Source organism: Actinomyces oris (genome assembly GCF_001937445.1).
In the GTDB taxonomy this organism is placed as follows: domain Bacteria; phylum Actinomycetota; class Actinomycetes; order Actinomycetales; family Actinomycetaceae; genus Actinomyces; species Actinomyces acetigenes.
Genome location: NZ_MSKS01000005.1, coordinates 3272 through 3651, shown reverse-complemented (window position 1 = coordinate 3651; position 380 = coordinate 3272). Strand labels below are relative to the sequence as shown.

Sequence of the window (380 nt, the reverse complement as noted above, 5' to 3'; positions counted from 1 at the left end):
CAGGCCCGTCAGGTCGGCCCCGGTTCGCTTTCGTTGCCAGACGGCCATCTGAAGGGCGTCCAGGGCCAGGTCGGTGCACACTGGCCGGTAGGTGGTCTGCCAGCCGATGATCCTCCGCGAGAAGACGTCGGTCACGAAAGCCACATAGACCCACTCGGAGAAGGTGCGTACATAGGAGGGGGTACCCCCCACGCAGTGGGGGAATGTCGGCGACCCACAGCTCGTTCGGCCTGAACGCGCTGAAATGCCTTTTGACGAGGTCGGCCGGGCACTGCTCTCGCGGCGTGCTGCGCGTGGTGCGTGGGGACTTGGCGCGGCGGACGCCGCGCAGACCCAGGTCGCCCATGAGGCGCACGGGCGGTACAGCGGGCCACGTGACC

At 68.2% G+C, this 380-nt stretch carries 1 pseudogene; it reads right to left on the bottom strand.

The features are described 5' to 3' along the window. A pseudogene (locus BKH20_RS01415) lies at positions 1-192 on the bottom strand (hypothetical protein); the annotation flags it as partial. Positions 193-380: the final 188 nt, after the last annotated feature.